The sequence below is a fragment of the Rubricella aquisinus genome (assembly GCF_014199445.1).
Taxonomy (GTDB): Bacteria; Pseudomonadota; Alphaproteobacteria; order Rhodobacterales; family Rhodobacteraceae; genus Rubricella; species Rubricella aquisinus.
On the sequence record NZ_JACIJS010000007.1, the window covers coordinates 270,285 to 278,129 of the forward strand.

At 61.0% G+C, this 7,845-nt stretch carries 10 protein-coding genes and 1 tRNA gene; 8 read left to right on the top strand and 3 right to left on the bottom strand.

Going from position 1 to position 7,845, the window contains the following annotated elements:
• Positions 1-54 precede the first annotated feature (54 nt).
• A complete protein-coding gene (locus FHS89_RS13150) occupies positions 55-675 on the top strand; it encodes a nucleoside triphosphate hydrolase (RefSeq protein WP_184012382.1) in 621 nt (206 codons plus the stop codon).
• Positions 676-934: 259 nt separating this feature from the next.
• On the opposite strand, the gene FHS89_RS13155 is transcribed toward FHS89_RS13150, so the two are convergent.
• Positions 935-1,024: transfer RNA gene (locus FHS89_RS13155), tRNA-Ser, on the bottom strand.
• A gap of 70 nt (positions 1,025-1,094) precedes the next feature.
• Positions 1,095-2,372 carry an MFS transporter gene (locus FHS89_RS13160; protein WP_184012384.1) on the bottom strand — a complete coding sequence of 426 codons (1,278 nt, stop codon included), beginning with the start codon at positions 2,370-2,372 and terminating at the stop codon, positions 1,095-1,097.
• A gap of 89 nt (positions 2,373-2,461) precedes the next feature.
• Between FHS89_RS13160 and rnd the strand changes: the two genes are divergently transcribed.
• Positions 2,462-3,622 carry a ribonuclease D gene (gene rnd, locus FHS89_RS13165; RefSeq protein WP_184012386.1) on the top strand — a complete coding sequence of 387 codons (1,161 nt, stop codon included), beginning with the start codon at positions 2,462-2,464 and terminating at the stop codon, positions 3,620-3,622.
• Here rnd and FHS89_RS13170 read toward each other — a convergent pair whose 3' ends face one another.
• Positions 3,623-4,018 (bottom strand): hypothetical protein, encoded by a 396-nt coding sequence (locus tag FHS89_RS13170; protein WP_184012388.1) that lies wholly within the window; start codon positions 4,016-4,018, stop codon positions 3,623-3,625.
• 170 nt (positions 4,019-4,188) lie between these two features.
• On the opposite strand from FHS89_RS13170, the gene FHS89_RS13175 reads away from it, so the two are divergent.
• The 6 genes from FHS89_RS13175 to FHS89_RS13200 all read left to right on the top strand — a co-directional run bounded on the left by FHS89_RS13175 (position 4,189) and on the right by FHS89_RS13200 (position 7,739).
• Positions 4,189-4,617 carry a SufE family protein gene (locus FHS89_RS13175; RefSeq protein WP_184012390.1) on the top strand — a complete coding sequence of 143 codons (429 nt, stop codon included), beginning with the start codon at positions 4,189-4,191 and terminating at the stop codon, positions 4,615-4,617.
• An 18-nt stretch (positions 4,618-4,635) separates the two neighbouring features.
• Positions 4,636-5,655, top strand: a complete 1,020-nt coding sequence (gene bmt, locus FHS89_RS13180; protein WP_184012392.1) for a betaine--homocysteine S-methyltransferase — start codon at positions 4,636-4,638, stop codon at positions 5,653-5,655.
• A gap of 146 nt (positions 5,656-5,801) precedes the next feature.
• Positions 5,802-6,506, top strand: coding sequence for a corrinoid protein (locus FHS89_RS13185; RefSeq protein WP_184012394.1), 705 nt, complete (start codon positions 5,802-5,804; stop codon positions 6,504-6,506).
• Positions 6,507-6,560: 54 nt separating this feature from the next.
• A complete protein-coding gene (locus tag FHS89_RS13190) occupies positions 6,561-6,779 on the top strand; it encodes a hypothetical protein (protein ID WP_184012396.1) in 219 nt (72 codons plus the stop codon).
• Positions 6,760-7,104 carry a YbjQ family protein gene (locus FHS89_RS13195; RefSeq protein ID WP_184012398.1) on the top strand — a complete coding sequence of 115 codons (345 nt, stop codon included), beginning with the start codon at positions 6,760-6,762 and terminating at the stop codon, positions 7,102-7,104. The genes FHS89_RS13190 and FHS89_RS13195 overlap by 20 nt, the downstream gene beginning before the upstream one ends.
• Positions 7,101-7,739: a DUF1638 domain-containing protein gene (locus FHS89_RS13200; protein ID WP_425502796.1), complete on the top strand. Its 639-nt coding sequence runs from the start codon at positions 7,101-7,103 to the stop codon at positions 7,737-7,739. The genes FHS89_RS13195 and FHS89_RS13200 overlap by 4 nt, the downstream gene beginning before the upstream one ends.
• Positions 7,740-7,845: the final 106 nt, after the last annotated feature.

Consider the following 7,845-nt stretch of genomic DNA (forward strand, 5'->3'; position numbering starts at 1 on the left):
CGCCACGCGCGCCTGCCCGCGAACCTCATACAAGACTTGCAGCATCGGGACGGTATGACCGTGACACAGCCATCCATTGAGACACTCCTTCAGGAGATCACCGCCAAGGACACAGGCACAGGCCGGGTGCTCGTGGCGATTGCCGGGGCGCCCGGCTCTGGCAAGACAACGCTTGCCGACACGTTGGCACAGCGCCTCGGGCCACAGGCGGCGGTCTTGCCGATGGACGGGTTTCACCTCGACAACGCGGATTTGATCCCGCGCGGCCTTCTGGAGCGCAAAGGCGCGCCGGAGACATTCGACGCGGACGGGTTCATAGCCCTCATCCAGCGCCTGCGCACTGAGGATGACGTGTCCTATCCGACCTTCGACCGAAGCGCTGACCGCACCGTACCAAATGGCGGCCATATCGCGGCGGACACGCGGATTGTGGTCATTGAAGGCAATTATCTGCTGCTGACCCTGCCGCCATGGCACGCATTGTCCGCGCTGTTCGACTTGACCATCCGGCTCGACGTCGATCACGCGGAACTGGAAAAGCGGCTGATTGCGCGCTGGCTCAGCTATGGCCTTTCCGCCGAGCAAGCCCGCGCACGGGCGCTTGGCAATGATATGCGGAATGTGCGGGTGGTGGAGGCAAACTCATCCGCGCCCGATCTGGTGGTCCGACCATAGCCGCGCAGGCGGGAGTTTCTCTTGATGAGGGTTTTGTTGTTGACACAGGCCCAGTCACCTAGTCGACCGCACCCCTAGCCGCACCCGGTTTTATCGAAAACACTGTGCTTTGTGCGTTTAAGGTTTTCGTGTGCACCTTTCCTGGGATGGCGCAGCAAGATGGCATTTACAAAAGATGCCAAGATGCAACGGCGCATCAACACTGTTCCGTCCAATGTCCAAAACCGGTTGTCACCTATCAGGTCTTCATCGCCGTGAGTGGCGGAGACGAAGGGATTCGAACCCTCGAAACGGTTGCCCGTTTACTCCCTTAGCAGGGGAGCGCCTTCGACCACTCGGCCACGTCTCCGCTGACGGGTCTACCGTCGAATGGCGGATAAGTTCAAGCAGGTTTTTCGCCGTCGCGCGCGGCCACAGCCTTACCTGCTTTCGATGATCCGCGTGCTGGCCCAAAGCGTGCCGAGCTTCAGCATCAGCGGGATCACGATGACGCTCACAACAAGCGCAGGTTGGGTGAAGGCCGTGCCAGTGCCGCCGGGATCAACCCCGGCCCAATCCAGCAATGGCAATCCGATCAGCATCGGGCCAAAGGTCGTCATCTTTTGACTGGCGTTCTTGCAGGCCCGCACGCGCCCGGCGAGGGGAGCGGCGTTGTCCTTTTGCGCCGTCGTGATCTCATCGGCGAGGAGCGCGTTGGGGATGACCGCATCCGCGGCGAGCGACGCGCCAAACAGGATCATGCCGATGGTAAACGGGATCATCGCGCCCGTGCCGATACACAAAAGTGCGAGGATCGCGATCCAGAGGCTGATCTGCCAAGTCCGCTTTCGCCCCAGCCGCTTCGCGCCCCACAGCACCAAGGGCAGGGCCAGCCCGGAGGCCAGAAATCCGATGAGGAAGAAGGGCGCGGCCCCCACCTCCGCCAGCACCCGAAACTCGACATAGAGCACGATCTGCGCACTGACAAAGGCGTTCGCCCCCATGCTCAACACGAACGCAAAGACAATGCGCCGGATCGGGGCGCGGCGCAGCACGGCGCGATAGGCGCGCAGGAGCCCTTCTGCTTTTGGCGGGGCGGTGTGGGCGCGCGGGGCGATGGGCAGGAATATCGGCACCAAAAGCACCATCATCAACCCCAGCATCCACGGGATCAGGGGCACAGCGTCGGACGTGGTCAGGCCCAGTACCGTCGGGACCAGCGCGACCAGCAACACGCCGATCAACTGGCAAAGTGCCACGCCGGAGGAAAGGCGCACCCGCTCCGTCGCGGTCCGGCCCGTCTCCAGCGCGATGGAGGCAAAAGGAATGTCCAGCATGGTCCACGAGACATAATGGAGCAGAATCGCGGCAGACAGATAAATGAGGCCAACCGGGGCAGGGGGATGGGTCAGCAGAAAGGATGCGATCAGAAGTGGGCCTAACGCTGCCAGCATCCATGGCACACGCGGGCCAAATCGGCTGCGCGTCCGGTCGCTCAAATGTCCCATCACGGGATCAAGCAGGATATCCACGACCCGCGCCATGGCAAAAACCAGCCCCACGACAGCAAGCCCCAACCCCATATCAAGCCCGAAATACTTGGGAAGGTAGAGCGCCACCGTCGTGCCCGGTATCGCCAGCAGCACCGCAGGCAGGCCCAGCCGGATGGCGCGCCGCATGGTGATCTCTGCCGTTTGGGCCTCAGTCTTTTGTGTCACGCGGTGCGGCCTGTTAAATGACGCGCAGCGGGCTTTTGCATTCCTTGCGCGGTTTCTGTAAGCGTATCTAAACAACAGGGTGAAAGTGAATGCTCGAAATATCGACCACGGACGCGCTTGCCGCGTTTTGTTCCCGTGCAAAGGCACATTCTTTTGTCACTGTTGATACCGAATTTCTGAGAGAGCGGACGTATTACGCGCAGCTTTGCCTCGTGCAAATGGCGCTGCCGGAAGAGGGCGATGACGCGGGCGCGCTGATTGATACACTGGCCGATGGCCTTGATCTTGGCCCCCTTTTCGATCTGATGGCGGACCCGTCAGTGGTAAAAGTGTTTCACGCCGCGCGTCAGGATCTGGAGATTTTCTGGACCATGGGGCGTGTGATCCCGGAGCCATTGTTTGACACGCAAGTCGCCGCGATGGTGTGCGGATACGGGGAGCAGGTCGGCTATGAAACGCTGGTGCGCAAGATTGCCAAGGCCGATCTTGATAAATCGAGCCGGTTCACTGACTGGTCCCGCCGCCCGCTTTCGGCCAAGCAGAAAACCTATGCGCTCGCGGATGTGACCCATTTGCGCGACATCTATCTGACGCTGAAAAAGCGGCTGGATGAAACCGGGCGTCAGCCATGGGTGGAGGAGGAGATGAGCATTCTGCGCTCCCCATCCACCTACGAGGTCAAGCCCGAGGACGCGTGGCAGCGGCTCAAGACCCGCACCACCTCTGGCCGTTTTCTGGCGATCGTGCGCGAACTTGCGCAGTGGCGGGAGAGTGAGGCGCAATCACGCGACGTGCCCCGCAATCGCCTGATCAAGGATGATGCGCTCTTGGAGGTTGCCTCCAACCGCCCCCGCAGCGTCGAGGATCTCAACAAATCGCGCCTGTTGTTGCGCGAAGCCCGTAAAGGTCCGGCGGCGGAGGCGATTCTCGCCGCCGTGCAACGTGGTATCGACTGCCCCGATGACGCGCTGCCGCGCGTGCAGGCCCAAAAACGCCAAGCCCCGATCAGCCCGGCACTCAGTGATCTGTTGCGGGTGTTGCTCAAGGCCAAATCGGAACGCGCAGGCGTGGCGCAAAAGCTGATTGCGACCAGTGCCGACCTTGATGCACTCGCGTCAGAGCCTGAGGGCGATCATCTGGTGCTCAAAGGCTGGCGGCGTGACATTTTCGGGGCGGATGCGCTTGACCTTATCGCGGGGAATATTGCCCTTGGGGTCAAGGGCAACACGATCAAGATCATTCGCAGTTGATCAGTTGGCGCCCGGTAGCGTCGCGCCGGATTGGCCATTCGCGCCCCGCACCAGAACCGAGGACATGCCGAGGATCGTCTGCGGATCCACAATCGTGACACCAGTAATATTGATCGGCCCGCGATTGCCCAATGGCTCCCCGCGCCGCTCCACGGTGAAGTCATAGATCAGCGTGTCACCGCGTTGCCCGGCGGGCAGGAGCGTGGGCGAATGGCTGCCATTATGCCCGTCGCGCGCGATCGCGGTGATCATCACGCCATCCACCATTTGCCCGACACTGACAGAGAGCACTTCGCCGACCAGCGATGTCTCGATTGTCGGGGCGGCGCTGACCTCCTCATCGGCGGAACAGGCGGCCACTGTAAGGGCAAGCAGGGCGAGGGCGGCAAAACGCATGGGACACTCCATCCTTAATCTGGGCGCGACGCTACCTTGACGCGCGGGCCACGACAACCACCCAACGCGCAAGCCGTTCGCAATTGCAAACGTATGCAGGCGGACGATGGGTGGACGGCACCCCCTAACTGCCATAAATCACACCTAACTCAGCAGATGAGAGCGCAAAAATGCCGTCGGACGCCTTTGAAGACCTCGTAGATACGTTTGAATTTCTCAATGATTGGGAGGACCGCTATGCCCATGTCATTGAGATGGGAAAAGCTCTGCCGCCGATCAGTGAGGCGGAACGCTCCGCGATGACGAAGGTTGATGGCTGCGCAAGTCAGGTGTGGCTGGTGCCTGAAGTGTCCGGCTCGGGCGCTGATGCTGTTGTCACATTTCGCGGGGATTCGGATGCGCTGATCGTCAAAGGGCTGATCGCGATCCTGATCACGCTGCAATCGGGCCGCCCCGCCGCGGATATTGCCAAGACTGACGCGCAGGCCGAATTCGCGCGGCTTGGCCTTGATAAACATCTCTCTGCGCAGCGCTCCAACGGGCTGCGCGCCATGATCGACCGCGTCGATCAAATTGCCAAGGCCGCCTTGGCCAACTGACCTTAGTAAAGGGCGCACATGTCGAATGCTCTGACCGACCTTCTTTCCCAGCGCGATTGGCTGCTTGCCGATGGGGCGACGGGGACCAACCTGTTCAATATGGGTTTGTCGAGCGGCGAGCCGCCCGAGTTGTGGAATGTGGATGAGCCGGACAAAATCCGCGCGCTCTATCGCGGGGCGGTTGAAGCGGGCTCTGATATTTTCCTGACCAATTCCTTTGGCGGGAACGCCTCCCGCCTGAAGCTGCACAATGCCGAATCCCGCGTGCGCGAGCTGAACCGCGTTGCCGCAGAATTGGCGCGCGAAGTGGCCGATGCGTCGGGGCGCAAAATCATCGTGGCAGGCTCCATGGGTCCAACGGGTGAGATTATGGAGCCGGTCGGCACACTCAGCCATGCCGATGCTGTCGATATGTTCGAGGAGGCAGGCGCCGGGCTTCTGGAAGGGGGCGCGGACGTTCTGTGGCTCGAAACGATCTCCGCCGAAGAAGAGATGGTTGCCGCCGCCGAGGCCATGCAGCGGCTCAACGCCCCATGGTGTGGCACGATGAGCTTTGACACTGCGGGCCGCACCATGATGGGCGTGACCTCCACCCGGCTTGCCGCCTTCATGGAGGGGCTGCCCAACCCGCCCATAGCCTTTGGCGCGAATTGTGGTGTGGGGGCCTCTGATCTGTTGCGAACGATGATCGGTGTGCGTGAGGCCACCGAAACCGGCACCCTGATCGCCAAGGGCAATGCGGGCATTCCTAAATATGTCGAAGGTCATATCCATTATGACGGCACGCCGGAATTGATGGCGGTCTACGCCGTGCTGGCCCGCGATTGCGGGGCGAAGATTATAGGTGGCTGTTGCGGGACGATGCCAGAGCATCTCAGCGCCATGCGCGCCGCGCTGGAGACAACCCCTCCCGGCCCGAAGCCGTCTCTTGAGGAGATTTCGGAAAAGCTGGGTGGCTTCTCCTCCGCCTCCGATGGGGCCACGGACGCGGAAGGCACCGCCGCACCTCAGCGACAACGCCGCAGGCGCCGGGGATAGGGCAATTGTGCCGATTTAATCAATTCGGTCGCTGAGCGGCGTAAGCATGTCGCGTTTTGCCGCTTTAATCCCGCTGCAAATTGCGTATCTGTGAAAGAGTATTGGCTGACTTGGGCAACGCGCCCATAGGGTACAGGGAACACGCTATGGCTGACGAGGACGATGAGATCATCCTGTCCGAACTGAGTGATGAGGATCTTGTTCTGCAAATGCAGGACGATCTTTATGACGGTATGAAGGAAGAGATCGAGGAGGGCACGCGCATCCTGCTTGATCGTGGGTGGGAGCCGTATAGGGTTCTGACCGAGCCGCTGGTTGGCGGCATGACCATCGTTGGCCATGATTTCCGCGATGGCATCCTGTTCGTGCCTGAGGTGTTGCTTGCCGCGAATGCGATGAAAGCGGGCATGGCGATCCTCAAGCCGCTGCTTGCCGAAACTGGCGCGCCGCGCATGGGTAAAATGGTGATCGGCACCGTGAAGGGCGATATCCATGACATCGGCAAGAACCTCGTGTCGATGATGATGGAAGGCGCGGGCTTTGAGGTTATCGATCTGGGCATCAACAACCCGGTTGAGAACTATATCGAAGCAATTGAGAAGGAAGAGGCCGATATCCTTGGCATGTCGGCCCTCCTGACCACCACGATGCCCTATATGAAAGTCGTGATCGACACGATGATCGAAAAGGGGATGCGCGACGATTACGTCGTCCTTGTGGGCGGTGCCCCCCTCAATGAGGAATTCGGCAAAGCAATCGGCGCGGACGCCTATTGCCGCGACGCTGCCGTGGCAGTGGAAACCGCAAAAAGCTACATGGCGCGAAAGCACAATCAGGTGGCCCACGCCTGATCCTTGAGGATCGGTTTCGGGCGCACCACCTGCTAGAGAAAGGGAGGTGCGCCCATGAAACTGGACACTTTCGTGCTGATCGTCGTGGCGGTCGCGGCGGCGCTTATGGCGTGTCTCTACATAATTGGCCTCATGATCGGTTTTGCTATGGCAGGGCCGGTGATGCTGTTTGTCTTGGTCCCCGTAGGCATCGCGGCCTATGTGATCGCGCGTGTCATCACGGAACGGCTCAATGAAGCGAAGGACGATCCCTATGACGATGTCGAATATTGACCGGGCGCTCGTGGTGACAACGGCCACCATTCCTGGGCGGGAGGTGGTGACGACACTTGGCATCGCGCGCGGCTCCTCGATCCGCACGAAACATGTTGGCACCGATATCGTCGCCGCGCTGCGGTCCCTCGTGGGCGGGGAGGTCAAAGGGTACTCTGCCATGATGGGGGCCGCGCGGGAGCAGGCCTTTGACCGGATGTGCGCGGAGGCTGAGGCACTGGGCGCGGATGCGATTGTGGAGGTGCGCTTCGCAACAGCGATGGTGATGCAGGGCGCGTCGGAGGTTTTGGCCTATGGCACGGCTGTCCGGCTCAATCCCCGATGATGACCGACCCCGATATCCTGACCCATAAGGGCGGCGCTGCGGGCACGGGTCCGGTCCTGCTGATCGCTTGCGGTGCGCTGGCCCGTGAAGTGCTCGCCATCAATCGCGCCAATGGGGCCGATCATTTCACCCTGCGCTGCCTGCCTGCTATTCTGCACAACACGCCGGAGAAAATCCCCGAGGTTGTCCGAAACAGCATTCAGCAGGGGCGCGCGGATGGATTTACCCGCATCTTCATCCTTTATGCCGATTGCGGCACGGGCGGACTGCTGGATGCGGTCTGCGCCGCGGAGGGCGTGGACCGGATCGCTGGCCCGCATTGCTATAGCTTCTTCGATGGAAATGAGACATTCGCCGCGCGCGGCGATGAGGAGATGCGGGCCTTCTACCTGACCGATTTCCTTGTCCGGCAGTTTGATGCATTTGTTTGGGAGCCATTGGGGCTCGACCGTCACCCTGACTTGCGAGAGATGTATTTCGGGCATTACGAGCGCCTGATCTACCTCGCTCAAACCCATGATCCTGATCTCGACCGGATTGCGGAACACTGCGCCGGGCGGCTGGACCTGAGCTATGAGCGGCGCTTCACGGGGTATGGCGATCTTGCGGAAAGCTTGACGCAGATCTCAAAGTAGCGCTCCCGCATGTCGGCTTCGCCTCCCTTTGGGGTGAGGGCGAGAGACAAACGCTGCGGGGCAGCGTTTGCGCCCGAACGCGCGGAATGAAATGAAGCGCCGGGAA